Origin of the sequence: Pseudomonas sp. sp1636, assembly GCF_030376615.1 — a bacterium.
In the GTDB taxonomy this organism is placed as follows: domain Bacteria; phylum Pseudomonadota; class Gammaproteobacteria; order Pseudomonadales; family Pseudomonadaceae; genus Aquipseudomonas.
The window spans coordinates 25,561-52,142 of the sequence record NZ_JARRAB010000014.1 but is presented as its reverse complement, the minus strand read 5'-3'; the positions used below and the strand labels follow the sequence as shown (position 1 = coordinate 52,142).

Genomic DNA, 26,582 nt, shown 5'->3' with positions numbered 1-26,582 from the left:
GATGAAGATGGCAAACACCCGCTTCCCGATTGAGCGCAACGCTGCCCCTCTTCAGTGAACAGCATTGCGGCTCTCGCCGGGGCTTGTTGCTTCGAGCTGCTAGAGCGCCGCCAGACCGCGGGCCAAATCCGCCTGCAGATCGACGATGTCCTCCAAGCCCACCGCCAGCCGAATCAGGTTGTCGTGAATGCCGGAGCTGGCGCGCTCGGCCGGCGACAAGCGACCGTGGGAAGTGGTAGCCGGGTGGGCGATGGTGGTCTTGGTGTCACCCAGATTGGTGGTGATGGAGATCACCCGGGTGGCGTCGATAAAGCGCCAGGCCGCCGCCTTACCGCCCTTGACCTCAAAACTGACTACCGCGCCGAAGCCGCTTTGCTGACGCTTGGCCAGCTCATGCTGCGGATGGCTGGGCAGACCGGAATAATAGACATGCTCGATGCCCGGTTGCCGCTCCAGCCACTCCGCCAGCTGCTGAGCACTGGCGCAATGCGCCTGCATGCGCACGCGCAGGGTTTCCAGGCCCTTGAGGAAGATCCAGGCGTTGAACGGGCTGAGGGTCGGCCCTGCGGTACGCAGAAAACCGACCACCTCCTTCATCAGCTCGGCCTTGCCGGCGACCACGCCACCCATACTGCGACCCTGGCCGTCGATGTACTTGGTCGCCGAATGCATGACGATGTCCGCGCCCAGCTTGAGCGGCTGCTGCAACGCCGGGGTGCAGAAGCAGTTGTCCACCGCCAGCAGCGCATTTTTGCTATGGGCGATTTCCGCCAGGGCGCTGATATCCACCAGCTCGGCCAACGGGTTGGATGGCGACTCGACGAACAGCAGCTTGGTATTGGCCTTGAAGGCAGCGGCCCAGGCGTGCAGATCGGCCAGCGGCACGTAATCGACCTGCACGCCAAAGCGCTTGAGGTATTTCTCGAACAGGCTGATGGTCGAGCCAAACACGCTGCGCGACACCAGTATGTGATCACCGCCGCTGCACAGGCTCATGACCAAGGCCAGAATCGCCGACATGCCGGACGAGGTCGCGACCGCCTGCTCGGCGCCTTCCAGCGCGGCAATGCGCTCCTCGAAGGCGCGCACGGTGGGGTTGGTGTAACGCGAGTAGACGTTACCCGGCACTTCGCCGGCAAAGCGGGCGGCGGCATCGGCGGCGCTACGGAACACATAGCTGGAGGTGGGGTAAATCGCCTCGCTGTGCTCGCCCTCAGGCGAACGGTGCTGGCCGGCACGCACCGCCAGGGTGGCGAAACCCACACCGTCCAGATCGCTGTCCAGGCGACCGGCATCCCATTCTTGCGTCATTTTCCCACCTCACACACAGCGGAGCCCGGATGCAATCCGGGCTACAGGCTTGCAGCTTGCGACTTGAAGCTTGCAGCTCAATTGTTATACAGGTCGATAATCGCGCTGACCGCCTGGGACTTGACCTTGGAGAGATCGTTACGCGCCTGCTCGATCTTGTTCAGGTACACCTCATCGACATCGCCGGTAATGTACTGGCCGTCGAATACCGCGCAGTCGAAGTGCTCGATCTTGATCTTGCCGCCACCGACCGCCTCGATCAGATCCGGCAGATCCTGATACACCAGCCAGTCGGCCCCGATCAGCTCGGCAACCTGCTCGGTGCTGCGGTTATGCGCGATCAGCTCGTGGGCGCTGGGCATGTCGATGCCATACACGTTGGGGTAACGCACCGCAGGTGCCGCCGAACAGAAGTAGACGTTCTTCGCCCCGGCTTCGCGGGCCATCTGGATGATCTGCTTGCAGGTGGTGCCGCGCACGATGGAGTCGTCCACCAGCATCACGTTCTTGCCGCGAAACTCCAGCTCGATGGCGTTGAGCTTCTGGCGTACCGACTTCTTGCGCGCCGCCTGGCCCGGCATGATGAAGGTGCGGCCGATGTAGCGGTTCTTGACGAAGCCTTCGCGAAACTTCACGCCCAGGTGATTGGCCAGCTCCAGCGCCGAGGTGCGGCTGGTGTCGGGAATCGGGATGACCACGTCGATATCGTGATCGGGGCGCTCGCGGAGGATCTTCTCGGCCAGCTTCTCGCCCATGCGCAGGCGTGCCTTGTACACCGAGACACCGTCCATGATCGAGTCCGGACGCGCCAGATAGACATGCTCGAAGATGCACGGCGAGAGCTGCGGATTGCTCGCGCACTGGCGGGTCGACAGCTTGCCGTCCTCGGTGATGTACACCGCCTCGCCCGGCGCCAAATCGCGAATCAGGGTGAAGCCGAGCACGTCCAGCGACACGCTTTCCGAGGCAATCATGTACTCCACGCCTTCATCGGTGTGACGCTGACCGAAAACGATCGGACGAATGCCGTAGGGGTCGCGAAAACCGACGATGCCGTAACCGGTGATCATCGCCACCACCGCGTAACCGCCGATGCAGCGTTCATGCACCTGGCTGACCGCGGCGAAGATGTCTTCCTCGGTCGGCTGCAACTGGCCGCGCTGGGCCAGTTCGTGGGCGAATACGTTGAGCAACACTTCCGAGTCGGAGTTGGTGTTGACGTGACGCAGGTCGGATTCGTAGATTTCCTTGGCCAACTGTTCGACGTTGGTCAGGTTGCCGTTGTGCGCCAGGGTGATGCCGTAGGGCGAGTTGACGTAGAAGGGTTGCGCCTCGGCCGAGCTGGAACTGCCGGCGGTGGGGTAGCGCACATGGCCGATGCCCATGTGGCCGACCAGGCGCTGCATATGGCGCTGGTGAAAGACATCGCGCACCAGGCCATTATCCTTGCGCAGGAACAGCCGCCCATCATGACTGGTGACAATACCGGCAGCATCCTGGCCGCGGTGCTGAAGGACGGTTAGACCGTCATACAGCGCCTGATTGACGTTCGATTTACCGACGATACCGACAATGCCGCACATGTGACGCAACCCCTACTGAAGTGAAACAGGCTAATTCTGAATGCGTTTAAGGCAGTTTATGCTGCATCAGCGCTTCTTTGAACGGCAGCTCGGCCGGTGCGCTAATGCCGCTGGCAAGCCACTGGCTGGACAGCCCCAAAATGAGATTCTTCGACCAGTCCGCGACCATTAAAAAATGCGGCAACAGCGTCGATTGCTGCCACCACGGATCTTGCTGCACCGGCGCCAGGCTGAGCAGGCCGACCAGTACGATCACCAGCAAACCACCGCGGGCAGCGCCGAAGGCCATGCCGAGAAAACGATCGGTGCCGGAAAGTCCGGTCACACGGATCAGCTCGCCGATCAGGTAATTGACCAGCGCGCCAACCAGCAAGGTGACGATAAAGAGTAAGGCGCAGGCTGCTATCACCCGCGCCGAAGGGGTTTCGATCCATCCGCCGAGGTGCTCGGACAACGCCCCACCGAACATCCAGGCAACCACGCCGGCAATGATCCAGGTGAGCAAGGACAAGGCTTCTTTGACGAAACCACGGCTCAAACTGATCAAGCTCGATACGACGATGATGGCGATAATCGCCCAATCGACCCAAGTGAATGCCACGATGCAGATTACCGACGAGAAAGGCGCTGCATTTTAACAGAGCCCCTCGCATGGGGTAAGCAAAGGATTAGCTGCGTTCCGGCTGAAAGCGCACGACAATGCCGCTGAGCTTGTGCTGACGGTTCAACTGCTCACGCAAGCGATTGGCTTCGGTTCGCTCGATCACGGGGCCGACAAACACCCGATTCATCCCATCCACATGGCGGATATAGGCGTTGTAGCCCTGACTGCGCAGGGTCTTCTGCAGCGTTTGCGCACCCGCGCGACTGGACAGGCTGGCCAACTGCACCGACCAACTGACCGGCAAGCTGTTGGCATCCAGGCGACTGACGGACGCTTGTGCCGGCGCACTGACTGGCGCGGAGGGCGTCAGCACCGGCTCAGGCTGCGGCGCAGGCGCCACTTCCGCCGGGGGTTCGGCCTCGGCAATGGGCTCCAACTCCTCGGGCAACACCTGGGGCTCCGGCACGATCACGGGCTGCATTTCAATCTGCGGCATGGCCGGCGCCTGCGGCATGGCCGGCGCATCGACCGCCACCCGCCGCAACTCGTCTTCACGCGACAGCAGCATGGGCAGAAAAATCACCGCCAAGGCTACCAACACCAAGGCACCAACCATGCGCTGCCTCAATCCTTTATCCAGCAAAGCCATCCTGCACATCCCCCTTGGCATGGCGGGCCAGCCAGTCCAGGGCCTCGGCCACGCAGTAAAAAGACCCGAACAGCAGGATTTCATCCCCAGCCGACGCGCGCGTACATTGCGCCTGCAACGCCGCCTGCACATCGGCGTAGGCCGTCACCTGCGCGCCACGGTTGTGCAAGTACGCCTGCAGCTCGCCAGCCGGACGGGTGCGACTGGTCGGCAGCGGCGCCACGGCCCAGTCCACCACCTCAGCGAGCAAGGGCGCCACTACGCCGGCCAAGTCCTTATCGGCCAGCAGGCCGAATACCGCCACGCGCTTGCCGATCGGCGGCGTGCCAGACAAGCGCTGCGCCAAATACTCGGCCGCGTGGGGATTATGCCCAACATCCAGCAGCAGCGTCAGTGGCTTACCCTGCCAATTCAGCCTTCTGCGATCCAGACGACCGGTTACCCGGGTGCGCGACAAGGCCTTGGCGATTTGCTCAGCCTGCCAGGGCAGATCGAGCAAGGCATAGGCCTGCAAGGCCAGCGCGGCGTTTTCCATCGGCAGATCGAGCAATGGCAAGTGCTCCAGCCGCAGGGCCTCGCCCTTGCCATTCAAGCCGAACCAGGACCAGCCTAACCCTTCGATGCTCAGATCGTAATCACGCCCGCGCAGAAAAAACGGCGCATCCAGCAGCGCCACTTGCTCCAGCAACGTCTGCGGCGGATCGAGGTCAGCGCACAACGCCGGCTTGCCCGGGCGAAAGATACCCGCCTTCTCGAAGGCCACCGACTCACGGTTATCGCCCAGCCATTCCGCGTGATCGATACCGATGCTGGTCACCAGGGCCAGATCGGCGTCGATCAGGTTGACCGCATCCAGTCGCCCGCCCAACCCGACTTCCAGCACCACGGCATCCAAGGCTGCACGCTGAAACAGCCAGAAAGCCGCCAGGGTGCCCATCTCGAAATAGGTCAGGGAAATCTCGCCACGCGCGGCTTCGACTGCAGCGAAGGCCTGACAAAGCGCGGCATCGCTGGCTTCGACACCCGCAATCTGCACCCGCTCGTTATAACGCAACAGATGGGGTGAGCTATACACCCCGACCTTGAGCCCCTGTTCTTGCAGCAAGGCCGCCAGGAAAGCGCAGGTCGAACCCTTGCCATTGGTGCCGGTGACCGTGATCACCCGCGGCGCCGGCCGGGACAAGCCCAAGCGCTGCGCCACTGCCGCGGATCGCTCCAGCCCCATATCAATGGCGCTTGGATGCAATTGCTCCAGGTACGCCAGCCAATCGGCCAGGGAGCGTTCGCTCATGCCGTGACCGGCAACGCAGCAGCGACGGGCGACGGCAGCCCCATAAACTGAGCCAACAGCCTGGCCAGGCGCGCACGCAACTCGTCACGCGGAATGATCATGTCGATGGCGCCGTGCTCGATGAGGAACTCGCTGCGCTGGAAACCTTCCGGGAGCTTTTCACGCACCGTCTGCTCGATCACCCGCGGGCCGGCAAAACCGATCAGCGCCTTGGGTTCGGCGACAATGACATCGCCGAGCATGGCCAGGCTGGCGGAAACGCCGCCATAAACCGGATCGGTCAGCACCGAGATAAACGGGATACCTTCTTCGCGCAGACGCGCCAGCACCGCAGACGTCTTGGCCATCTGCATCAGGGAGATCAGCGCTTCCTGCATCCGCGCACCGCCCGAAGCGGAGAAGCACACGAACGGGCAACGCTGCTCCAGCGCCACATTGGCGGCGCGCACGAAGCGTTCGCCAACGATCGCTCCCATCGACCCTCCCATGAAGGAGAACTCGAAGGCGCAGGCCACCACCGGCATTGCTTCAAGCGTGCCGCGCATGGCAATCAGCGCGTCTTTTTCGCCCGTCTGCTTCTGCGCAGCGGTCAGGCGATCCTTGTATTTCTTGCTGTCGCGGAACTTCAGGCGGTCAACCGGCTCCAGTTCCGCGCCGATTTCTGCGCGGCCTTCGGCATCCAGGAAGATATCCAGACGCGCACGCGCATTGATGCGCATATGGTGGTTGCACTTGGGGCAGACATCCAGAGTCTTCTCCAGCTCGGGCTTGTACAACACCGCATCGCAAGACGGGCACTTGTGCCAGAGCCCCTCGGGCACCGAACTCTTCTTGACTTCGGACCGCATGATCGATGGGATCAGTTTGTCTACCAACCAGTTGCTCATGCTCTTGATTCTCCAAAACTGTGGGCTCGAACAGGCGTCTGGCACAGGGCCTTGTCGGCACATCCAAGCAAATTCACGAGGGCAGTCTTACCAGGGGCCGGCCTCTGCAAGCGAAAAGCCCGCCACCTTGACCTCGACTGCCAAAGGCGGTCATTACAGTACCTGCATCAGGGTTATGGACGGCCAAGCCTGCGCCGCCGTCACATCGCACAACCATTGCCTCAGGCGCTCCTGACCGCGCGCACGAATGCATGAATCTTGTCGCGATCCTTCAGCCCCTTGCTCGCCTCGACGCCACCGCTGACATCCACCGCATAGGGTCGCACCTGCTCGATAGCGGCGCGCACATTCTCCGGCGTCAGACCGCCTGCCAGGATGATCGGCACCGGCAAGCCGCGGGGCACCAATGACCAGTCGAACGCCTCGCCGGTTCCCCCCGGCACGCCCGGCACGAAAGTATCCAGCAAGACCCCGGCGGCAGAGGCATACAAGCCGATCCGCGCAGCCATATCGTCACCCGGCTTGACCCGTAAGGCTTTGATGTACGGCCGACGAAAGCCCTCACAAGCAGCCGGAGATTCATCGCCATGGAACTGCAACAGATCGAGCGGCAGCACATCGAGGATAGCGTTCAATTCACTGCGTTCGCTATCGACGAAAAGCCCCACAGCGGTCACGAACGGCGGCAACGCCGTCAGGATCGCCTGCGCCTGCGCCACAGTGACAGCTCGCGGGCTCTTGGCATAAAACACCAGGCCAATAGCGTCGGCACCCGCCTCAACAGCGGCCAATGCGTCTTCTACGCGAGTAATTCCACAGATCTTGCAGCGCACGACTGACAACGGGCGAATACCTCCAGTAAAGGGCCGATGGTAGCAAATGCCTGCCTAAGCGTCTGCCATCACATCCGGCAACCCCGAGAGGAAGTGCGGGCCGAGATAACGCCCGGGCAAGTCGAACTCCTGCGGGTAGTCGACTTGCACCAGATACAACCCGTAAGGATGCGCAGTCACCCCGCCGGTGCGCCGCACTCCGGTTTCCAGCACCGCACGCGCCCATTCCACCGGCTGCTCGCCGGCGCCAATGGCCATCAGCACCCCGGCAATGTTACGCACCATGTGATGCAAGAACGCATTGGCACGGATATCCAGAACGATAAAGCGGCCATGCTCGATCAGCGTCAAGTGGTGCACCGTCTTGATCGGCGACTTGGCCTGACACTGACGGGCGCGGAAGGCGCTGAAATCGTGGGTACCGACCAAGGCCTGCGCCGCTTCGCGCATACGCCCGATATCCAGCGGCCGATGATTCCAGGTCACTTCCTCGGCCATATGCGCCGGGCGAATTTGATCGTTGTAGATCACATACCGATAACGCCTGGCCATGGCGCAGAAGCGCGCATCGAAGTGCGCCGGCATGAGCTTGGCCCACACCACGCTGATATCGGCCGGCAGATTCCTGTTGGCCCCCATGACCCAGGCGAGCGTGGAGCGCTCGACCGGCGTATCGAAATGCACCACTTGAGCACTGGCGTGCACCAGTGCATCGGTACGCCCGGCACAACTCAAGGTGACCGGCGCGCCACCAGCCACTTTCGCCAAGGCTTTTTCCAGAGACGCCTGGATGGTCGGCACGCCGGCACGCTGACGCTGAAAGCCACGGTAACGTGAGCCTTTGTATTCGACACCGAGGGCGACCCTGTAAATGCCAACGGCAGCCGAGTCGGCTGCCGTTGCGAGTAATGCTTCAGACATGTATCAAACCAAGTTAGAGATCAACTCACGCGCTTCCTGCTGCTGATCATCGCTACCTTCGGCGATCACTTCACCGAGGATGTCACGCGCACCCTCGGTATCGCCCATGTCGATATAGGCGCGCGCCAGATCGAGCTTGGTGGCGCTTTCATCGGTTCCCGAGAGGAAATCGAAATCATCGTCACCATCCAGATCCGCCCCTTGCCGCGCAGCGTCAAGGGCAGGCTGAGCCAACTCGGCGGGCTGCTCCAGATTCTCCGACAACTGCTCCAGCTCTGCGGTCACTTCATCGAGCCGAGCTGCGAAACTATCGCTGGCGGGCTGAGCGGGAACATCATCGCTGAGCGACAGATCGAAATCGTCAGGCAGATCGAAATCAGCACCTGCGGTTTCGCTCGGCAGGTCGAGACGCAAACCAGCCAACTCGTCAGCAACTGCCTCGACAGTCGGTTCATCGTCCAGACTCAACAGGAACTCATCTTCCTCGGCTTCTGCCGGCTTACTCTCGAGTTCCAGATCCAAGCTGAAATCCGCCAGCTCCCCGCCCAACTCCACGCTATCGCTGGAGTCAGCGTCAAGACTCAGATCGAATTCCAGCCCATCGTCTTTACCCGCAAGCGACTCGACTGGAGCACTCAGATCCAGGTCGCTGTCCAACGACAGACTGTCCAGATCGTCCAACGAAGCATCAGCCCCCAAAGCATTCAAATCGCGTTCAAGATCGGACTCAAGATCATCCAGGCTCAGGTCGAAGGCATCGTCCAGCTCGCCTGCTTCAGCGGCCGGCTGCTCAGGCTCATCCAAGGTCAGATCATCCAGGCTGAAACTGTCAAAATCATCATCGGCCAAGCTGGCGACAGCCGCACCGGCCACCGCAGCGCCCGCGAAAGCCGCGATTGCCGGATACTTGCCTTTCAATTGCTCGACTTCGGCGCAAGCACCGCCTATCTCACGCAGCTCGCTTTCCTGGCGGGCGAAGCCTTCACGGTCGCCCAACTCGGCACAAACCTCCAGCAATTTGAGTCGCAAGTCACTGCGCTGCGGCTCATCGTTGATGGCGTTCTGCAACAATTCGGCGGCCTGATTGAAACGGCCGTAGGCGATATAGATGTCCGCCTCGCCCAGCGCATCACTGGTTTGCGCAATCACACGCTCTTCGCCTGGCTCAGCGCTGTCTGCACTGTCGAGGGGGGCATCGGCAAAACTGTCGGCCGGTAGCTCCATATCGCCATCGAAACTATTGTCACGGTTCTCGGCCGCCAGGGCCTGCTGCGATTCGGCTTCCTTCAAAGCATTGCGGCGCGACAGCATCATCAACCCGATCAACAGCACCAGCAAAGCGCCACCGCCGGCCAGCCCTAGCAGCATGGGATTGGCGAGCAAATCATCGAGCGTGTTGAGCTGTGGCGGCGCCTCAACAGGCTTGGCCGGAACTGGTGCAGCCGCTTTTACCACCGGAGCTGGCGCCGGCTCGGCGACGGGCGCCGCTGCAGGCTCAACGGCTACAGCAGGCTGAGCGACCGGCTGCTGGGGCTCAACTGCTGGAGCCGCGGGCTCTTCTGTCGCCGCAGGCGCCTCGCTGTAGTTAAGGCCGGGGGTTTCGGCTTCAGCAGGGGCAACCGGCGCAGTTACAGGTGCTGCCGGTACTGCCGCCAGGGCCGGGGCTTCCAGGACAGGAGCCTGCCCTTGCGCGGCGAGATCGGCCTGCAGCTTGGCCAGCTGGTCATCTTTCAGTTGAATCAGGCGCTGCAATTTTTCCAGCTGACCTTGCAGGTCACTCATGCGCCCTTTCAGCTCTTCGTTCTCGCGGCGAGTGGAATCCAGGCCTTCCTGGGTCACCGCCAACTTGTCGCTCAGTGCCTTGCTGTCGGCGGCACCGGCGTCACTGCCAGTGGCGGCCTTGCCGGTATCGGCAGAGAGCAGCTTCAGGCTGTCCTGAGTTTTGGCCTCGGCTGGAGCGGCGCCGGCGACACTGCGCCTGGTCGCATCCATCTGGCGTGCGCCGGCAGCAACGCCACGCCCCTCGCGCCAGGCCGCATTCTGTTCGGTAACCTGGGTCACGGCTTCGGTCTGGGCACGGCTTTTGATCTGCTGCTCTTCGGGCAGACGCAACACCTGGCCGCTCTTCAGGCGATTGATATTGCCACCGATAAAGGCATCAGGGTTCAGATCCTGAATGGCCAGCATGGTTTGCTGCACGCTGCCACCACCGCGCACGCGCTGGGCGATTTCCCACAGCGTGTCATTGGCGGTGGTCTTGTATTCATTGCCTTGCAGGGCACTTGCCGCGGCGGCAGGCGCACGCGTTGCCGGAGCACTGGCTTGCGGGGCGGAACGCTGAATGGGGGCGGCTAGCGGGCGTGGCGCCGGAGCAGCTACTGGCAGCTGTGGCGCAGCGGCGGCCGCGGTTTGCGGCGAGTAGAGAGGCGGATCGAGCAGCAGCGTGAACTCGCGCAACAGGCGGCCATTGGGCCACAACACCTCGACCAGAAAATTCAGGTAGGGCTCACGCACCGGTTTGCTGGAGGTCACGCGAATGACGCTCTTGCCATTCGGCTTGAGTACCGGGGTGAACTTGAGGTCGGTCAGAAAGTATTGGCGATCGACCCCAGCCCTGGTGAACTCTTCAGGGGACGCCAGGCTCGGCAGCAATTCAGTGGAGGCCAGGTCGCGCACCTCCAGCAATTCGATCTCAGCCACCAACGGCTGATTCAGCGCCGACTGCAGGGTCACTTCACCCAGTCCCAGCGCATGCGCCATACCGGAGGACAGCGCCGAAGCAGCTGCGATTGCCAGCACCAGTTTGCGAACCCGAACCATAGCGTTATCCCTTGTTTTATCTTTTTTTCTCGATATTCGAGAGGGTCTTGATAGCTGCTGCCTGCATCCACCCGACGGTGGCTCCCCATTCAGCAACCAACTCAGCCAGTATTGCTAAGCTCGAAAGGTTATTCAGATTTCTAGGTAAGTATCTTTTACAGATAGTGTTTTATCAATAACTCAGCCAATTGCACAGCGTTCAAGGCGGCGCCTTTCCTCACATTATCAGACGCAATCCACAAATTGAGTTCGGCAGGATCATCCTGTCCGCCACGCACGCGGCCTACACACACCACATCCTGACCGACCGCATCGCCCACCGCCGTCGGATAATCGCCCGGTTCAATGTATTCCAGGGCGGGGCATCCTTGCAAAGCCGTGCAAATCGCCGCGAGATCGACCACTGCATCGGCCTGCAGCGACACGCTGAGGCTGTCACCAAAAAACACCGGAGCCTGAATGAAGGTTGCCGATACCTTTAATTGCGGCGCACCGAACAATTCCTTCAGCTCACTGGCCAAACGCTTTTCCAGCACTCCATGGCCGTCGCTATCCGGCGCATCCACTTGCGCCAGCAGATTAAAGGCAACTTGCCGATCGAACAACTGCGGCTCGAATGAACGACCGTTAAGCAGCTCAGCGGTTTGCCGCGCCAACTCGGACACCCCTTCGCGCCCGCGACTGGAAACAGCCAAACACGCGGTGACCGCCACCCGCTGCACCTTGATCTGCTTGCGCAGAGCGGCCAATACCACTGCCACGGCAATCGCCGAGGGACTCGGGCTGGTCAATTGATAGGGTGCACCGAGCCTGCTCAAGACCTCGGGGTTTACTTCAGGCACCACGCGAGGCGCTTGCTCGGCCGGCAGAGCGGCGGCCAGATCGATCAGCGTACAACCGGCCGCATGCGCCTTGGGCGCATAGCGGCGGGTAACCGCCTCATTGGCGGCAAAGAACGCCAGGCCGACGCTGGAGAAATCGAAGGCTTCCAGGCTGCGCACCCGCAGATTCTTGCCCTTGAAAGACAGCGAGCGCCCGGCCGATTCGCCGCTGGCCAGCAGGTGCAGATTGGTCACGGGAAAATCGCGCTCTTCGAGCAGTTGCACGAGGGTTTCGCCCACACTGCCGGTGGCGCCGATCACGGCAATATCAAAGGTACGGGTCATGGACAGGCTTCTGACGAGATTAGCACCGCACTGTATAGCGCAGCCCCACAAATGCAAAGGAGCCAGCTGCACCGATGATCGCTCAACCTCTCGATCATCGGCACCACTCGCTCCCATTCATTGCCGCCGGGCCTGCTCAGGCAAAACTCACTGCGGGTGCGATCAACGCTCCAGCAGAATCCGCAGCATGCGGCGCAGCGGCTCGGCGGCGCCCCACAATAACTGATCGCCGACGGTGAAGGCGCCGAGGTATTGCGAGCCCATGTTCAGCTTGCGCAGACGCCCGACCGGTACGCTCAGGGTGCCGGTAACGGCGGTTGGGCCAAGCTCACGGATACTGGCTTCGCGCTGATTGGGCACCAACTTGACCCAAGGGTTGTGCTGGCTGATCAGGCCTTCGATGTCGGACAGCGGCACGTCCTTGTTCAGCTTGATGGTCAACGCCTGGCTGTGGCAGCGCATGGCGCCGATGCGCACGCAGAGGCCGTCGACCGGAATCGGGTTCTTGAAGCGGCCGAGAATCTTGTTGGTCTCCGCCTGGCCTTTCCACTCTTCGCGGCTCTGGCCGTTGGGCAGCTCCTTGTCGATATAGGGAATCAGGCTACCGGCCAGGGGCACGCCGAAGTTGTCCACCGGGAAGGACTCGCCGCGCATGGCTTCGGCCACCTTGCGGTCGATATCCAGGATGGCGCTGGCCGGATCGGCCAGTTCATCGGCGACCGAGGCGTTGATCGCACCCATCTGCTTGATCAGCTCGCGCATGTTCTGCGCGCCGGCACCGCTCGCCGCCTGGTAGGTCATGGCGCTCATCCACTCGACCAGACCGGCTTCGTAGAGACCGCCCAAGGCCATCAGCATCAGGCTGACGGTGCAGTTGCCGCCGATGTAGTTCTTGGTTCCGGCATCCAGCTGCTGATCGATCACCTTGCGGTTGACCGGATCGAGCACGATCACCGCGTCGTCGGCCATGCGCAGCGAGGATGCGGCATCGATCCAGTAACCCCGCCAACCGGCTTCGCGCAGCTTGGGGAAGACTTCGCTGGTGTAGTCGCCACCCTGACAGGTGAGGATCACGTCCAGGTTCTTCAGCTCGTCGATGCTGTAGGCATCCTTCAGCGGGGCGATGTCCTTGCCGATGGCCGGCCCCTGACCGCCAACATTGGAGGTGGTGAAGAACACCGGCTCGATCAAGTCGAAATCCTGCTCTTCCAGCATGCGCTGCATCAGCACGGAACCGACCATGCCACGCCAACCGATCAGACCTACACGTTTCATAACCACTACACCTATATGAACAGACCGCCGGAAACGCTCCGGAGAACCTGGAAGATTACAGACTACGCAACGCCTCGACTACCGCATCGCCCATGGCCGCAGTGCCGACCTTGGTCGTACCGACGGAATGGATGTCGCCGGTGCGCAGGCCTTGATCGAGCACCTTGCTGACCGCCTGCTCGATGGCATCTGCGGCCTGGCCCTGGTTGAAGCTGTAGCGCAACATCATCGACACCGAGAGAATGGTCGCCAGCGGATTGGCGATGCCCTGCCCGGCAATGTCCGGCGCCGAACCATGGCACGGCTCGTACATGCCCTTGTTGTTGGCATCCAGCGAAGCAGACGGCAGCATGCCGATAGAACCGGTGAGCATGGAAGCCTCATCCGACAGAATGTCGCCGAACATGTTGTCGGTGACCATCACGTCGAACTGCTTGGGCGCGCGCACCAGCTGCATCGCCGCGTTATCGACGTACATATGGCTGAGCTGGACGTCCGGGTAATCCTTGGCCACTTCCTCGACCACGGCGCGCCACAACTGGCTGGAGGCCAGTACGTTGGCCTTGTCCACCGAGCACAGCTTGCTGCCGCGCACCCGCGCCATGTCGAAGCCGACTTGGGCGATGCGGCGGATCTCGCTCTCGCTGTACGGCAGGGTGTCGAACGCCGTGCGCTCGCCGTTTTCCAGCACGCGGGATTCGCGCGGGCTGCCGAAGTAGATGCCGCCGGTCAGTTCACGCACGATCAGGATGTTCAGGCCGGCAACCACTTCGGGCTTGAGCGACGAGGCATCGGCCAGCTGCGGATAGAGGATGGCCGGGCGCAGGTTGGCGAACAGACCCAGTTGCGAGCGGATCTTCAGCAACCCGCGTTCCGGGCGCAGGGCCGGATCGATGGCATCCCACTGGGGGCCACCCACCGCGCCGAGCAGGATCGCATCGGCGGCGCGGGCGCGCGCCAGGGTCTCGTCGGCCAACGGCACGCCGTATTGCTCATAGGCGGCGCCGCCCAGCTGGTCGAACGACAGTTCGAGCCCCAGGTCGAACTTGTCGTTGGCCAGCCGCAGCACCTTGACCGCCTCGGCCATGATTTCCGGGCCGATACCGTCGCCGGGCAGAATCAGAATCTGTTTGCTCATCTTGTCCTCAATACGCCGTAGGGTGCGCCGTGCGCACCCTCAACTCGGTTAACGGGTGCGCGCGGCGCACCGCTAATTATTTAATTGCGCCGAACAACCAGGGGCTGCGCTGCTGGCAGTCGACTTCGAAGGCCTTGATCGCCTCGGCATCCTGCAGGGTCAGGCCGATGTCGTCCAGGCCGTTGAACAGGCAATGCTTGCGGAAGGCATCCACCTCGAAAGCGTATTGCTTGCCATCCGGGCGGGTCACGGTCTGCGCCGCCAGGTCGACGGTCAGCTGGTAGCCTTCGCTGGCTTCGCTCTGCTGGAACAGCTCATCGACCTCCTGCTCGTCGAGGACGATCGGCAGCAGGCCGTTCTTGAAGCTGTTGTTGTAGAAGATATCGGCAAAGCTCGGCGCGATGATCGCGCGGAAACCGTACTCTTCCAGGGCCCAGGGCGCGTGTTCGCGACTCGAGCCGCAACCGAAGTTCTCCCGTGCCAGCAGCACGCTGGCGCCCTGGTAACGCGGAAAATTCAACACGAAATCGGGGTTCAGCGGACGCTTGGAGCTGTCCTGGTTGGGCTGACCGACATCCAGGTAGCGCCACTCGTCGAACAGGTTGGGGCCGAAGCCGCTGCGCTTGATCGACTTCAAGAACTGCTTGGGAATGATCTGATCGGTGTCGACGTTGGCGCGATCCAAGGGGGCGACCAGGCCGGTATGTTGGGTAAAGGCTCTCATCTTCGCTCTCCTTAAGGCCGGATCAATTCGCGCACATCGATAAAGTGGCCGGTCACCGCCGCCGCGGCCGCCATGGCTGGGCTGACCAGATGGGTACGCCCACCGGCGCCCTGACGGCCTTCGAAGTTGCGGTTGGAGGTCGAGGCGCAATGCTCGCCACTGCCGAGCTTGTCCGGGTTCATCGCCAGGCACATGGAGCAACCCGGCTCACGCCATTCGAAACCCGCTTCGATAAAGATCCTGTCCAACCCCTCTTGTTCGGCCTGGGCTTTGACCAGGCCGGAACCCGGCACCACCATGGCCTGCTTGACGGTCGCGGCGACCTTGCGGCCCTTGGCCACGGCGGCGGCGGCGCGCAGGTCTTCGATGCGCGAGTTGGTGCAGGAGCCGATAAACACCCGATCCAACTGGATATCGGTGATCGCCTGGTTGGCATTCAGGCCCATGTACTTAAGGGCACGGGTGATCGAGTCCTTCTTCACCGGATCGGCCTCGACCGCCGGATCCGGCACGTACTGGTCAACCGCCAGCACCATTTCCGGCGAAGTGCCCCAACTGACTTGCGGCTTGATCTCTTCGGCACGCAACTCGACGACTTTATCGAACTGCGCATCGGCATCGGAGACCAGCTCCTGCCACTGGGCGACCGCCTTGCCCCAGTCGGCGCCCTTGGGCGCGAACGGGCGGCCCTCGACGTAGGCGATGGTCTTCTCGTCCACCGCCACCAGGCCGACCCGCGCGCCCGCCTCGATCGACATGTTGCAGATGGTCATGCGCCCTTCCAGGGACAGCTCGCGGATCGCGCTGCCGGCGAACTCCAGGGCATGGCCGTTGCCGCCGGCGGTGCCGATCTTGCCGATCACCGCCAGCACTATGTCCTTGGCGGTGACGCCGAACGGCAGGGTGCCGTCGACGCGCACCTGCATGTTTTTCATCTTCTTCGCCACCAGGCACTGGGTGGCCAGCACATGCTCGACCTCGGAGGTGCCGATGCCATGGGCCAAAGCACCGAAGGCGCCGTGGGTCGAGGTGTGCGAATCGCCGCAGACCACGGTCATGCCCGGCAAGGTCGCGCCCTGCTCCGGACCGATCACATGGACGATGCCCTGGCGCAGGTCGTTCATCTTGAATTCGAGGATGCCGAAGTCGTCGCAGTTCTCGTCGAGGGTCTGCACCTGAATGCGCGAGACTTCATCGGCGATGGACTCCAGACCGCCCTGGCGCTCGGCCTTGGTGGTCGGCACATTGTGATCCGGGGTGGCGATGTTGGCATCGATACGCCACGGCTTGCGTCCAGCCAGACGCAGCCCTTCGAAAGCCTGCGGCGAGGTCACTTCGTGGAGGATATGGCGGTCGATGTAGATCAGCGACGAACCATCGTCGCGGCGCTTCACCTCATGCATTTCCCAGAGCTTGTCGTAGAGCGTTTTGCCGGCCATCAGCGGTTCCCTCATCAGCGTGTTTCTATCCAAGGACGAATAGCCCTGTATTTATAGGGTGATCCTATGGGCTTGGGTTCAATTACTCAAATTCATATTTTTTATTCAAAGGATTCCTGATAGGAATAGTCATACGCTGTAAGCCTCAAGCTGCACGCCAGGGCTCGCGGCTTTCCCCTTGCAGCCTATGGCTTAGCGCTTGGAGCTATTTCGTTATGGATCTCGCCCCCCTCAATGCCTTTATCGCCATCGCCGAGCTGGGCAGCTTCTCCGAGGCCGCCGAACGCCTGCACCTGACCCAGCCGGCGGTGAGCAAACGCATCGCCAGCCTGGAACAGCAATTGAATGTGCGCCTGTTCGACCGCCTGGGTCGCGAGGTGAGCCTGACCGAGGCCGGCCGCGCGCTATTGCCGCGCGCCTACCAGATTCTCAATGTGCTGGACGACACCCGCCGCGCCCTGAACAACCTCAACGGCGAGGTCGGCGGCCGGCTGACGTTGGCCACCAGCCACCACATCGGCCTGCACCGTTTGCCGCCGCTGCTGCGCGCCTTCACCCGAATGCACCCGCAGGTGGCACTGGACATCCAGTTTCTCGACTCCGAAGTGGCCTATGAGGAAGTCCTGCATGGCCGCGCCGAGCTGGCGGTGATCACCCTGGCTCCGGAGACCCGCGAACCGGTGCATGCGGTCGCGGTATGGGACGACCCGCTGGATTTCGTCGCCGCCCCCGAACACCCGCTGGCCCGCAGCGGCGTAATCAGCCTGGCCGACGTGGCCCGCCATCCGGCGGTATTTCCCGGCGGCAACACCTTCACCCACCACATAGTGCGGCGCCTGTTCGAAGCCCAGGCGCTGACGCCGAATATCGCCATGAGCACCAACTACCTGGAAACCATCAAGATGATGGTGTCCATCGGTCTGGCCTGGAGCGTATTGCCGCGCACCATGCTCGACGAACAGGTCGCGCGCCTGCCGTTGCCCGGCATCCAGCTGTCGCGGCAGCTCGGTTATATCTCGCACACCGAGCGCACCCTGTCGAATGCCGCACAGGCCTTTATGCTACTGCTCGACGCCCAGCGCGACAGCCTTGCACAGGCGCCCAGGCAAAGGCTAACGTGAGCCGCATAACGCTAACGAAGGCGCCTGCATGATCCAGCCACCGCGATACTCCAAGGGTCGTCACGTTTCTCTGCGCACAGAAAGGATCGGTCGTGGCCAAATCTTCTGATCGCCTGCCACCGCTGCCACATATTCCGGCCCTGGATCCCGCTGCATTCGAGAGCAGCTGGGACGATGCCCCATGCCTGCTGGCGGCGCTGAACGGCGCGCAACTAGGCGCCTGGTTCTGGGACGTGGAAAGTGGCCAGGTCAGTTGGTCGCGTGGCGCACAAGCGCTGTTTGGCCTGGATCCGCATCGTCCGTTACCCAGCCAAGTCGACTACATCGGCCTGATTCCCGAAGAAGACCGCCCAGAGGTGCTGCAAGTGTTTCGGGCGATCCTCGACGGCTCGCCGCGTCATCGCGCCCTACGCCACCGGATTCGCTGGCCGGACGGCAGCCTGCACTGGCTGGAAATTAGCGGCAGCCTGCACGTCGGCAACGACGGTCGTCAGCAGATGTTCGGCGTCATCCGCGACATCAGTGCCCAACAGGAACATGCCCAGGCGCTGATCAATTCCGAACAGCGCTTCGCCACTCTGTTTCATCTGAGCCCCGACGTAGTGCTGCTGGTGCGTTTCGTCGACAGTGTCATCACCGAAGCCAACCAGCACTTCGAAAGCACCTTCGGCTGGTCGAGCAGCGAAATCATCGGTCGCTCGACCCTCGACCTGAAACTCTGGGTGGACATCGAGCAGCGCGATTTTCTGCGCCATAACGCCGCGACCAGTCCCGAGCCTATCGTCCAGGAAGTGCAGATGCGCGCCCGTGACGGACGCATTCTCGACGGACTGATGTCCAGCCAGTACATCGAGCTGGACGGGCAAGCCTTTTTGCTCTGCACCTTCCTCGACACCAGCGAACGCAAGCATGCCGAGGCGGCGCTGCGAGCCAGCGAAGATAAATTCGCCAAGGCCTTCCGCCACAGCCCCGACGCGATGGTGATCACCGAAAAAGCCAGTGGGTATTTTATCGAGGTGAACACCAGCTTCGCGCGCCAGTTCGGCTGGAGCAATGACGAAGTGCTGGGGCACACCTCGCTCGAACTGGGCATCTGGAGCTCCGACGACCGCCAGCGCCTGCTCGACGCCCTGCAGCCCGACGGTCGGCTGCCTCCGCTGGAGTCCCAGTTAACCCGCCGCGACGGGCACATCATCTACAACCTGATACACGGCGGCGAAATCGAACTGGACGGCCGCCCCTGCCTGGTCTTGACCGTACGCGACATCACCCAGCAACGGCTCCAGGAGCAGGCCCTGCACGACAGCCAGGAACGCCTGACCCTGGCCCTGGATTCGGCCAGTCTCGGCACCTGGGATTGGCATATTCCCAGCGACATGCTGTACGGCTCGGAACGCGCCTCGGCGCTCCACGGGCTAGCGCCCGAACCCTATCACGGCGATTTCCGGCTGTTCTTCGCGCAGGTGCCAAGAGACGACCGGGCGCATATTCGTCAGGCCTACCGGGAATTGCTCAGTGGCCGCCGCAACGAATTTCAGATCACCTACCGGGCGCGCTTTCGCAACGGCGAAACCCACTACCTGGAAAGCACCGCCAAACTCTATCGCAGCGAGCAGGGCGAACCGCTGCGCATGGCCGGTACCCTGATGGACATCAGCGCGCGCCAGCATGCCGAAGCCGCGCTCAAGGCCAGCGAGGAGAAATTCGCCAAAGCCTTCCATTCCAGCCCCGATGCCATCACCATCACCGAGCGCGACAGCGCCCGCTACATCGAGGTCAACGAAGGCTTCACCCGCCTCACCGGCTACCGCGCCGAGGAGGTCATCGGTCGCAGCGCCCTGGAAATGAATATCTGGGCCGACCCCGGACAGCGCCAGGAGATGCTCGAAATCCTCCAGCGCGACGGCCGCATACTGCACCGGGAAATGCTGGGGCGCCACCGCGACGGCAGCACCAGGCTGGTCGAGGTCTCGGTCGAACTCATCGAACTCGATGGCCGCCAATGCCTGCTGCTCACCGCCCGCGACGTCGGCAAGCTGAAAGAGGCCGAGGCGCGCATCCAGCACCTGGCTTATCACGACTCGCTGACCAACCTGCCCAACCGCGCCCTGCTGATGGATCGCCTGACCCAGCAGATCGCCCTGCTCAAGCGCCACGACCTGCGCGGCGCCCTGCTGTTTCTCGACCTCGACCACTTCAAGCACATCAACGACTCGCTCGGCCACCCGGTCGGCGACGCGGTGCTCAAGCTGGTCACCGCCCGCCTGGAAGCCAGCGTGCGCCAGGAAGACACGGTCGCCCGCCTCGGCGGCGACGAATTCGTCGTGCTGCTCTCCGGTCTCGAAGGCAAGCGCTCGGAAGTCATCCGCCAGGCCCGCAAGGTCGCTGAATATCTGCGCCACCTGCTGGCCGAACCCATGATGCTGGATGGCCACCGCCTGCAAATCACCCCGAGCATCGGCATCGCCCTGATTCCCGACCATGGCAACACCCCGACCGACCTGCTCAAACGCGCCGATATCGCCTTGTACCGGGCCAAGGATTCGGGGCGCAACACCATCAAGCTGTTTCGCAGCACCATGCAGCAAGCCGCCAGCGAGCGTTTACGCCTGGAAAACGATCTGCGCCTGGCCCTGGCGCGCGGCGAGTTCGAGCTGTACTTTCAGGCCCAGGCGGATGCCCGCTCCGGCCAGATCATCGGCGCCGAAGTCCTGTTGCGCTGGCTCCATCCAACCCTGGGCGCACAGTCGCCGGCACTGTTCATCCACGTCCTGGAAGAGAGCGGATTGATCCTCGAAGTCGGCGGCTGGGTGCTCGCCGAAGCCTGCCATGCCTGCGCGCAACTGCTCGAAGAAGGCTTGATCGATGCGCAGAGTTTCAGCCTGTGCGTCAACATCAGCCCGCGCCAATTCCGCCACAACGACTTTGTCGAGCGCGTGGAAAGCAGCCTGCGCAACAGCACCCTGCCCAACCCCATGCTCAAGCTGGAAATCACCGAAGGCATCGTCATCCAGAACATCGAGGACACCATCGCCAAGATGAATCGCCTGAAGAAGCTCGGAGTCAGCTTCGCCATGGACGATTTCGGCACGGGCTATTCCTCGCTGACCTACCTCAAACGCCTGCCGGTGAACCTGCTGAAGATCGACCAATCCTTCGTCCGCGACGCCCCCCAGGATGGCAACGATGCGGAAATCATCCGCGCCATCGTCGCCATGGCGCGCAGCCTGGGCCTGGCGATCATCGCCGAAGGGGTCGAGCAGCAAGAACAGCTGGATTTTCTCCAGCAACAAGGCTGCCACCTGTACCAGGGCTACCTGTTCAGCAAGCCGCTGCCATTGCCCGAGTTCCGCGCGCTGCTGGCACACACCCGCCAGCGTCCGGCGACGTCCTGAAGGGCCGCGCCGCAATACACCCGCGCCACGCCGCCAACCGCGCCCAGAGCGTTCCGGAGACCCGCCCCATGCGTAAAGTCATGCTGATCACCGGTGCCAGTCGCGGCATCGGCGCCGCCACCGCCCGGCTGGCAGCGGCCCAGGGCTATGCCCTATGCCTCAATTACCGCCAGCACAGGCAAACCGCCGAGGCCCTGGCCAAACAGATCGTCGACGCCGGCGGCCAGGCCATCGCCGTGCAGGCCGACGTCGCCGATGAGGCCCAGGTGCTGCGGCTGTTCGCCAGCCTCGAGCAACACTTCGGCCGCCTCGACGTGCTGGTCAACAACGCCGGCATCCTGGAGCAACAAATGCCTCTGGAACAGATGGATCTCGGCCGCTGGCAGCGGGTCTTCGGCGTCAACGTATTCGGCAGCTTTCTCTGCGCCCGCGAGGCGATCAAGCGCATGTCGACCCGCCATGGCGGCCGTGGCGGCGCCATCGTCAACCTGTCGTCGGTGGCCGCCCGCCTCGGCGCGCCCGGCGAATACATCGACTATGCCGCCGCCAAAGGCGCCATCGACAGCCTGACCCTGGGCCTGGCCAAGGAAGTCGCGGCAGAAGGCATCCGGGTGAATGCCGTGCGCCCCGGGGTGATCGACACCGAGATCCACGCCAGCGGCGGCGAACCGGCGCGGGTCGCCCGGGTCAGCCGGAGCGTGCCCATGGGCCGTGGTGGCCTGGCCGAGGAAGTCGCCCAGGCGATTCTCTGGCTGGCCAGCGAGCAGGCCTCCTACACCAGCGGCGCGTTGCTGGATGTCAGCGGCGGACGCTGAAGATGCCCCTGGCGCCGACGAGAACGCCTTGCGCTCAGCCGATGGCCAGTTGTTCCTGGCGCTCGCTCGGCGGGAAATCGACGCCGAGCAAGGCATCGATCCGACGGCAATCGTTTTCCCGGCGCAGCAGATTGAACAATGCGAACGCCTCGGGGTAGCTGCGGGTGAGCATCGCCAGCCATTGCTTCAAGCGCCCCGGCGCATAACGCGGGGACATCTTGCGCCGCGCCTGCCGCCAGAACTCGGCGAGCAAGGGTTGCAGCCCGGCCCAGTCCATCTCGACCACGGCCTGCCCGGCCCGCGCCGCGGCGATCTGCCGGGCCAGATCCGGCCGCGCCACCAGGCCGCGGCCGAGCATGATGTCCTCGACGCCGCTGATTTCGCGGCAGCGCCGCCAGTCATCCAGCGTCCATATCTCGCCATTGGCGAACACCGGCACCTTGACCGCCTCCTGCACCCGCGCCACCCACTCCCAATGCGCCGGCGGCTTGTAGCCCTCGACCTTGGTTCGCGCGTGCACCACCAGCTGCGCCGCACCGCCTTCGGCCAGGGCCTCGGCGCATTCCAGGGCGTAGTCTTTATGCTCGAAACCCAGGCGCATCTTGGCGGTTACCGCAATCGCGGCCGGCACCGTGCGGCGCACCTCGCGGACGATGGCATGGAGCAGTTCCGGCTCTTTCAACAGCACCGCGCCGCCGCGGGACTTGTTCACGGTTTTCGCCGGACAGCCGAAGTTGAGGTCGATCACCGGTGCACCGAGGCCACAGGCAAAGGCGGCGTTATCCGCCAAACACTGCGGGTCGGAGCCGAGAAACTGCACGCGCAATGGCGTGCCGGCGGCCGTTTGCGCAGCAGCGAACAACTCCGGCGCCAACTTGCGGTAGGTCGAGGCAGGCTGCACCCGCTCGGTGACACGGATAAACTCGGTCACGCACCAGTCGATGCCGCCGACCCGGGTCAGCACATCGCGGAGGATCTCATCGACCAATCCTTCCATCGGCGCAAGGGCGATCTGCATAGCAATATTCTCGGAAAAACGCCGCGTAGTGTACGCGGCCAATTGCCCCGGATGAAATGTCCGCCAGGGCACGCGCCCCCACGAGCGCAATGAAAACGCCGGTCAAAGCTCTAGCGGGAAGGGCAACTGCAGAGCACGGCCGTAGCCTTCGACGAACTCGGCCGGCATGCGCCTGGGCTTGCCGCTGGACAATTCGATGCAGACGAACGTGGTCTTGGCCCGTAACAGGGTGGTGCCATCCGCCGGGCGGATCAGCTGAAAGCACCGATCCATCTTCAGACGCCGATCCGAATCGACGATCCAGGTGGCCATCTGCAACTCCTGGTCTTCATAAGCGCTGGCCAGGTAGTCGATCTCGTGGCGCAGCACTGCCATGGCCCGGTCGAGTCGGCGGTACTCGGCCAGGTCGAGGCCCAGGTATTGCGAGTGACGCCAGGCGCAGCGCTCCAGCCAGCTGACGTAGACCGCGTTATTGGCATGGCCGAGGCCGTCGATGTCGTCGGCAACCACACGGAGGTCGATCACGAATGGATTAGCCAGATCCCAGTTCATCGCGACTGCTCCGGATTGCCGCTCAACGCGCCCGCAGGCGTGGCCGAAGCGCTGCGCCAGCCCCGGACACCCGCAACCTCAAGACGCACCGGTACTGGATCGCTCTTCACCGCCGGGTTCATGGCTTCGCTCCTGAATCTTGAAATGATGGACTGCCGTGCTTGGCCGACGCCCCATTCTAGACGCTAAAGGCGCGACAACTCCATGCCGCCCCCCTGACGGGTCGCCAGCAGCACGGCATGGATCGGCCGCCGAGCATCAGCACCGACCTAAAAGATTTTGGTTAATAGCCCGAAGCCACTAGGCTATCGTCCGGCACTGCCCCATCTCGACCTTCACTTATCCGAGAACCTTGCACTTGCTTGCAGCCTTACGCGTGTTGCTGTTGTTGCTATTACCCAGCCTGAGCCAGGCGAGTGTTCTGTCGCTGCCCGCCACCGGGCAAGCCGTGCTGCCCGGGCCATTCATGCAGGTTTGGCAAGACCCGCAGCAACGGGCCACGCTGGACGATGTGCGCAGCCTGCCTGACTCGGCCTGGCAGCCGGTGGGGCGCCGCGATGCCAGCTTTGGCTATACCGGCAGTGCCTACTGGCTGCGCCTGCAACTGCATAACCCCGCAGCCCGCCCCATGGATTGGCTGCTGCTGATCGGCAATCCGCTACTGGATTACCTCGACGCCTACGGCCTGGAGGGCGAGCGGGTCTATCGCTCCGGCGACCAGCGCCCATTCGCGGCACGCTGGCTCGAGCACCGGCAACTGCTGCTACCGCTAAGCCTGGCCGCCGGGGAAAGCCGCGAGCTGATCCTGCGCATGCAGACCGAAGGTTCGGCCAACCTCAGCGCCAGCCTGATGACCCGCGAAGCCTTCAACCGCCACGAACAACGCATGCTGCTTCTGCAAGGCCTGTTCTTCGGCGCGCTGGCGGCGATGTGCATCTACAACTTGTCGATCTTCATCATCACCCGCGACCGCAACTACCTCTGGTACAGCCTGTTCGTCGCCAGTTTCGGCGGCTACCAGTTCATCCAGCTCGGCTTCGCCCTGCAATGGTTGTGGCCGCATTCGCTTGCTTGGCACCAGCTAAGCTTCCCGCTCAGCTCAACCGTAGCCATCCTCTTCGGCATCCTGTTCACCCATGGCGTGCTCGACCTCAGGCACGCATCGCAGCGCTACACCCAGGTCGTCCGCATCCTGCTGAGCTGCACCGCCCTGGCCATCGGCCTGTCCCTGTTCGCCCCCTACCGGGTGGCGCTGCTCGCCAGCTTTGCCCTGGTCATCGCCTGCGCCGTGCTCGCCTGCCTGTTCACCCTGCTGCGCTGGCGCGAGGGCTATAAACCCGCCCGGCTATTCGCCATCGGCTGGTTCGTGCTGATCGCCGCCAGCCTGTTCAGCATCCTCAGCGGCACTGGCTTGATCGCCCACTCGCGGCTGGCCCTGCACGCGCAACAGATCGGCGGACTGATCGAGCTGGCGGTCTTCTCCATCGCCCTGGCAGCACGCATCCGCCAGGCGCAGCACGCCCAAGGCCTGGCCCAGATGCAACTGCTCGCCCAGGAGCAACAACTGAGCCTGGAGCAGACCAAAAACCTGAACCTGCAACGACAACTCAACGAAGGCCTGGAGACCCGGGTTCAGCAACGCACAGCGGCGCTGGAACAGGCCCTGGCGGCGCTGTCCGGCGCCCACCAGCAATTGTCCGAGCTGAGTCGCCGGGACAGCCTTACCGGCCTGTTCAACCGCCAGACCCTCAACGAAGAATTGCGCCGCAGCCTGGCCCAAGCCGTGCGCAGCCAGCGTCCCATGGCCATCCTGATGATGGATCTTGACCATTTCAAACAGGTCAACGACCGCTACGGCCATCTGGCCGGCGATGCCTGCCTGCACCACGCCGCCCAACGCCTGCAACAGCGCTTGCGCGCGGGCGATCTGCTCGCCCGCTTCGGCGGCGAAGAGTTCGTCGCCGTGCTGGGCGATACCGATCTGGCCGGCGCCCATGGCCTGGCGGAACAATTGCGCGATGATCTGGCCCGTCACCCCTGCAGCTATCAAGACCAGAGCATCGAACTGACCATCAGCATCGGCGTGTGCGCCGAGATCCCCGACAGTGCGGACAGCAAACAGCTACTCAATCGCGCCGACCAGGCGCTTTATCGGGCCAAGGCCGGCGGCCGTAACCGCGTGGAAAACTATGAGGCCAGCTCGCTTAACGAAGCCTGACGCAGCCCACCCAATAACTGCATAACCGCCTGCACCAAACGCGGATCGGCCAACACCCGCTGGTGCCCGCCCTGCTCCAGGCGCAGCAAGCGGCTGTCGAACCAGGCCTCATGAATCGCCTGCGCCTCGCTGAACGGCACCATGGGATCATCGGCGGCATGCACGATCAAACCGGGGAAGTCGAGGCGATAGCGCGCCACATCGAGATGCCCGGCCGGCATGCCGGCTTTTTCTTCGACCAGACGGACAAAATGCGCCCGTGCCTGGGCGGGCAAGCCCATATAGCGGGCAAAACGCCGCAGCATGGTAAGAATCCGGCTCGGCGCCGCGATGCTGACCACGGACTCGGCACGCAGCCCCATCTGCGTCGCCAGCAAGGCGCTGGCACCGCCCATCGAGTGGCCGATCACCGCGTGCAGCGGCGGCAGCTCACTGGCGGCCTCGAGCAGGGCGCGGGCGAACAGCACCACATTCGCCTCCTGCCCTGGCGAGCGCCCGTGTGCCGGGGCATCCAGGGCGACCACGCCGTAACCGGCCAGCACCAGAGCCTTGATCAACTCGGCGAACTGGGTCGGCCGACCCTCCCAGCCGTGCATCAACAGCACCGTCGGCCCGCTACCCCAGCGCAATGCCGACAGGCCGAAACGCAGGGTAATGCGCTCGGCCTGGGCCAGCATCGGCAACTCCCAATTGCGTGGCGGCAGCTCGCGCGGCGTCATGAACTCGCGGCGCATCTTGCTCGCCACTGCATAGGGCGCCACCCAACCGAAGGTGGCGTTGAATCCACGAACCCAGCTCAAGTTGCTCATTGCCCTTCTCCTC

General features: G+C 63.1%; 21 protein-coding genes. 4 read left to right on the top strand and 17 right to left on the bottom strand.

The window, feature by feature from the left end; genetic code table 11:
- Positions 1-99: 99 nt before the first annotated feature.
- The 14 genes from P8H27_RS14685 to leuC all read right to left on the bottom strand — a co-directional run bounded on the left by P8H27_RS14685 (position 100) and on the right by leuC (position 16,641).
- Positions 100-1,311: an O-succinylhomoserine sulfhydrylase gene (locus P8H27_RS14685; RefSeq protein WP_289638307.1), complete on the bottom strand. Its 1,212-nt coding sequence runs from the start codon at positions 1,309-1,311 to the stop codon at positions 100-102.
- Between the two features lie 77 nt (positions 1,312-1,388).
- Entirely contained in the window at positions 1,389-2,894 is a 1,506-nt protein-coding gene (purF, locus tag P8H27_RS14680; protein WP_289638306.1) for an amidophosphoribosyltransferase, read from the bottom strand.
- A gap of 46 nt (positions 2,895-2,940) precedes the next feature.
- The gene (locus P8H27_RS14675) at positions 2,941-3,495 is read right to left on the bottom strand and encodes a CvpA family protein (RefSeq protein ID WP_289638305.1); all 555 of its coding nucleotides are present in this window, start codon (positions 3,493-3,495) and stop codon (positions 2,941-2,943) included.
- Between the two features lie 67 nt (positions 3,496-3,562).
- Complete coding sequence (locus tag P8H27_RS14670; RefSeq protein WP_289638304.1) at positions 3,563-4,147, bottom strand: SPOR domain-containing protein; 585 nt, start codon at positions 4,145-4,147, stop codon at positions 3,563-3,565.
- Entirely contained in the window at positions 4,131-5,438 is a 1,308-nt protein-coding gene (gene folC / locus P8H27_RS14665; protein ID WP_289638303.1) for a bifunctional tetrahydrofolate synthase/dihydrofolate synthase, read from the bottom strand. Before folC ends, P8H27_RS14670 begins: the two co-directional genes overlap by 17 nt.
- Complete coding sequence (gene accD / locus P8H27_RS14660) at positions 5,435-6,325, bottom strand: acetyl-CoA carboxylase, carboxyltransferase subunit beta (RefSeq protein ID WP_289638302.1); 891 nt, start codon at positions 6,323-6,325, stop codon at positions 5,435-5,437. Before accD ends, folC begins: the two co-directional genes overlap by 4 nt.
- A gap of 221 nt (positions 6,326-6,546) precedes the next feature.
- Positions 6,547-7,167 (bottom strand): phosphoribosylanthranilate isomerase, encoded by a 621-nt coding sequence (locus tag P8H27_RS14655; RefSeq protein WP_289638301.1) that lies wholly within the window; start codon positions 7,165-7,167, stop codon positions 6,547-6,549.
- Positions 7,168-7,212: 45 nt separating this feature from the next.
- The gene (gene truA, locus P8H27_RS14650) at positions 7,213-8,079 is read right to left on the bottom strand and encodes a tRNA pseudouridine(38-40) synthase TruA (protein WP_289638300.1); all 867 of its coding nucleotides are present in this window, start codon (positions 8,077-8,079) and stop codon (positions 7,213-7,215) included.
- A gap of 3 nt (positions 8,080-8,082) precedes the next feature.
- Positions 8,083-10,899, bottom strand: a complete 2,817-nt coding sequence (locus P8H27_RS14645) for a FimV/HubP family polar landmark protein (protein WP_289638299.1) — start codon at positions 10,897-10,899, stop codon at positions 8,083-8,085.
- Between the two features lie 155 nt (positions 10,900-11,054).
- The gene (locus P8H27_RS14640) at positions 11,055-12,065 is read right to left on the bottom strand and encodes an aspartate-semialdehyde dehydrogenase (protein WP_289638401.1); all 1,011 of its coding nucleotides are present in this window, start codon (positions 12,063-12,065) and stop codon (positions 11,055-11,057) included.
- Between the two features lie 162 nt (positions 12,066-12,227).
- Positions 12,228-13,340, bottom strand: a complete 1,113-nt coding sequence (asd, locus tag P8H27_RS14635) for an aspartate-semialdehyde dehydrogenase (protein WP_289638298.1) — start codon at positions 13,338-13,340, stop codon at positions 12,228-12,230.
- 55 nt (positions 13,341-13,395) lie between these two features.
- A complete protein-coding gene (leuB, locus tag P8H27_RS14630) occupies positions 13,396-14,478 on the bottom strand; it encodes a 3-isopropylmalate dehydrogenase (RefSeq protein ID WP_289638297.1) in 1,083 nt (360 codons plus the stop codon).
- A 76-nt stretch (positions 14,479-14,554) separates the two neighbouring features.
- Positions 14,555-15,202 (bottom strand): 3-isopropylmalate dehydratase small subunit, encoded by a 648-nt coding sequence (leuD, locus tag P8H27_RS14625; protein WP_289638296.1) that lies wholly within the window; start codon positions 15,200-15,202, stop codon positions 14,555-14,557.
- Between the two features lie 11 nt (positions 15,203-15,213).
- Entirely contained in the window at positions 15,214-16,641 is a 1,428-nt protein-coding gene (gene leuC, locus P8H27_RS14620) for a 3-isopropylmalate dehydratase large subunit (protein ID WP_289638400.1), read from the bottom strand.
- Between the two features lie 215 nt (positions 16,642-16,856).
- Here leuC and P8H27_RS14615 point away from each other — a divergent pair, with 215 nt between their 5' ends.
- From P8H27_RS14615 to P8H27_RS14605, 3 genes are all read left to right on the top strand, one after another.
- Positions 16,857-17,762 (top strand): LysR family transcriptional regulator, encoded by a 906-nt coding sequence (locus P8H27_RS14615; RefSeq protein ID WP_289638295.1) that lies wholly within the window; start codon positions 16,857-16,859, stop codon positions 17,760-17,762.
- A 92-nt stretch (positions 17,763-17,854) separates the two neighbouring features.
- Positions 17,855-21,157, top strand: a complete 3,303-nt coding sequence (locus tag P8H27_RS14610; protein ID WP_289638294.1) for a PAS domain S-box protein — start codon at positions 17,855-17,857, stop codon at positions 21,155-21,157.
- 68 nt (positions 21,158-21,225) lie between these two features.
- Positions 21,226-21,972: an SDR family oxidoreductase gene (locus P8H27_RS14605; RefSeq protein WP_289638293.1), complete on the top strand. Its 747-nt coding sequence runs from the start codon at positions 21,226-21,228 to the stop codon at positions 21,970-21,972.
- A 34-nt stretch (positions 21,973-22,006) separates the two neighbouring features.
- On the opposite strand, the gene P8H27_RS14600 is transcribed toward P8H27_RS14605, so the two are convergent.
- Both P8H27_RS14600 and P8H27_RS14595 read right to left on the bottom strand, forming a co-directional pair.
- Positions 22,007-22,990: a tRNA-dihydrouridine synthase gene (locus P8H27_RS14600; RefSeq protein ID WP_289638292.1), complete on the bottom strand. Its 984-nt coding sequence runs from the start codon at positions 22,988-22,990 to the stop codon at positions 22,007-22,009.
- A 102-nt stretch (positions 22,991-23,092) separates the two neighbouring features.
- Positions 23,093-23,542, bottom strand: a complete 450-nt coding sequence (locus tag P8H27_RS14595) for a thioesterase family protein (protein WP_289638291.1) — start codon at positions 23,540-23,542, stop codon at positions 23,093-23,095.
- A 358-nt stretch (positions 23,543-23,900) separates the two neighbouring features.
- Between P8H27_RS14595 and P8H27_RS14590 the strand changes: the two genes are divergently transcribed.
- On the top strand, positions 23,901-25,760 hold the full coding sequence (locus P8H27_RS14590; protein WP_289638290.1) for a diguanylate cyclase: 1,860 nt from the start codon (positions 23,901-23,903) through the stop codon (positions 25,758-25,760).
- On the opposite strand, the gene P8H27_RS14585 is transcribed toward P8H27_RS14590, so the two are convergent.
- On the bottom strand, positions 25,730-26,569 hold the full coding sequence (locus tag P8H27_RS14585) for an alpha/beta fold hydrolase (protein ID WP_289638289.1): 840 nt from the start codon (positions 26,567-26,569) through the stop codon (positions 25,730-25,732). The two genes, P8H27_RS14590 and P8H27_RS14585, sit on opposite strands and share 31 nt — an antisense overlap.
- Between the last annotated feature and the right edge of the window lie 13 nt (positions 26,570-26,582).

Coding starts and splice junctions, on each gene's coding strand:
- P8H27_RS14685 (WP_289638307.1), bottom strand. CDS start 1,311: ATGACGCAAGAATGGGATGCCGGTCGCCTGGACAGCGATCTGGACGGT.
- purF (WP_289638306.1), bottom strand. CDS start 2,894: ATGTGCGGCATTGTCGGTATCGTCGGTAAATCGAACGTCAATCAGGCG.
- P8H27_RS14670 (WP_289638304.1), bottom strand. CDS start 4,147: ATGGCTTTGCTGGATAAAGGATTGAGGCAGCGCATGGTTGGTGCCTTG.
- folC (WP_289638303.1), bottom strand. CDS start 5,438: ATGAGCGAACGCTCCCTGGCCGATTGGCTGGCGTACCTGGAGCAATTG.
- accD (WP_289638302.1), bottom strand. CDS start 6,325: ATGAGCAACTGGTTGGTAGACAAACTGATCCCATCGATCATGCGGTCC.
- truA (WP_289638300.1), bottom strand. CDS start 8,079: ATGTCTGAAGCATTACTCGCAACGGCAGCCGACTCGGCTGCCGTTGGC.
- P8H27_RS14645 (WP_289638299.1), bottom strand. CDS start 10,899: ATGGTTCGGGTTCGCAAACTGGTGCTGGCAATCGCAGCTGCTTCGGCG.
- P8H27_RS14640 (WP_289638401.1), bottom strand. CDS start 12,065: ATGACCCGTACCTTTGATATTGCCGTGATCGGCGCCACCGGCAGTGTG.
- asd (WP_289638298.1), bottom strand. CDS start 13,340: ATGAAACGTGTAGGTCTGATCGGTTGGCGTGGCATGGTCGGTTCCGTG.
- leuB (WP_289638297.1), bottom strand. CDS start 14,478: ATGAGCAAACAGATTCTGATTCTGCCCGGCGACGGTATCGGCCCGGAA.
- leuD (WP_289638296.1), bottom strand. CDS start 15,202: ATGAGAGCCTTTACCCAACATACCGGCCTGGTCGCCCCCTTGGATCGC.
- leuC (WP_289638400.1), bottom strand. CDS start 16,641: ATGGCCGGCAAAACGCTCTACGACAAGCTCTGGGAAATGCATGAGGTG.
- P8H27_RS14615 (WP_289638295.1), top strand. CDS start 16,857: ATGGATCTCGCCCCCCTCAATGCCTTTATCGCCATCGCCGAGCTGGGC.
- P8H27_RS14605 (WP_289638293.1), top strand. CDS start 21,226: ATGCGTAAAGTCATGCTGATCACCGGTGCCAGTCGCGGCATCGGCGCC.
- P8H27_RS14600 (WP_289638292.1), bottom strand. CDS start 22,990: ATGCAGATCGCCCTTGCGCCGATGGAAGGATTGGTCGATGAGATCCTC.
- P8H27_RS14595 (WP_289638291.1), bottom strand. CDS start 23,542: ATGAACTGGGATCTGGCTAATCCATTCGTGATCGACCTCCGTGTGGTT.
- P8H27_RS14585 (WP_289638289.1), bottom strand. CDS start 26,569: ATGAGCAACTTGAGCTGGGTTCGTGGATTCAACGCCACCTTCGGTTGG.